Source organism: Lutibacter sp. B1 (genome assembly GCF_012524075.1).
Taxonomy (GTDB): Bacteria; Bacteroidota; Bacteroidia; order Flavobacteriales; family Flavobacteriaceae; genus Lutibacter.
In genome coordinates this window covers 1-813 of the sequence record NZ_JAAZUI010000129.1, presented here as the reverse complement: position 1 = coordinate 813, position 813 = coordinate 1, and the positions used below count along the sequence as shown (strand labels likewise).

The following is an 813-nucleotide window of genomic DNA, read 5'->3' as shown; positions in this document are numbered from 1 at the left end:
CCGTTGTACGCAAGCAAAGAAGAATACAAACAATCAATGAAAAATATAGAAATAGAATATGATTTTAGATTAGACAGTATGTGTGGAGACCCTGATACTGACAGTCTAAAATTATATGAGTTTCATAGTGTATTGTGGAATCAAAAACTTTCAAACAGCGAAATATTAAATCTCAGCATTTTAAACAAAAGTTACGGAAGACTAATTTTAAAAACGAACTTGACAGACAACTTATCTAGCGATAGAATGTGTCCTCATTTTGTTGGAAAATATAATGGGAAATTAGATGGTTGGTTAAGTGATTCTGATAAAGAAAGATTCCAACATAAAGTCAGAACGATTGGAGGACATATTGTTTTTCCTGCACATAGAAAAAATGGATTTACGATTAATCAAGCAAGAGGAGTAAATCGAAAAATAAGCGACAGATTTGACTTAACTTTAGAATGCGTTAGAAGGTTTTATAAAAATGAAAAGAGTCCTTTATCAAGTGTATTAGATAGATATTCTAACTTTTTTGAAATATTCAGAGATTTTAAAGGTTATATAGACTTTTTTATGCTTCAAGATTTTATAGATACCAATGAAAAAATAAAATTCTCTTTGCCTTTTGATAATTTTAATCGTTCTGCGTTACCTGAAAATAAAGAAGAATACGAGAGTTATATGAATAAAACAATTGAACTAATAGACAAAAGAAATAAAAAGATAATGAAAAGAATGAATTATGCCAGCGTACAACACTGTATATAGCTCATTGTGGCGAAATTTTTTAATCGAAAAATTTCTTATATTTATTGTCAAAATTGCTTC

General features: G+C 28.4%; 1 protein-coding gene. It reads left to right on the top strand.

The features are described from left to right. Positions 1 to 753 (top strand): hypothetical protein (locus HGB55_RS15240; protein WP_211047419.1); only part of this gene is annotated, 753 nt, incomplete at its 5' end. Positions 754 to 813: the final 60 nt, after the last annotated feature.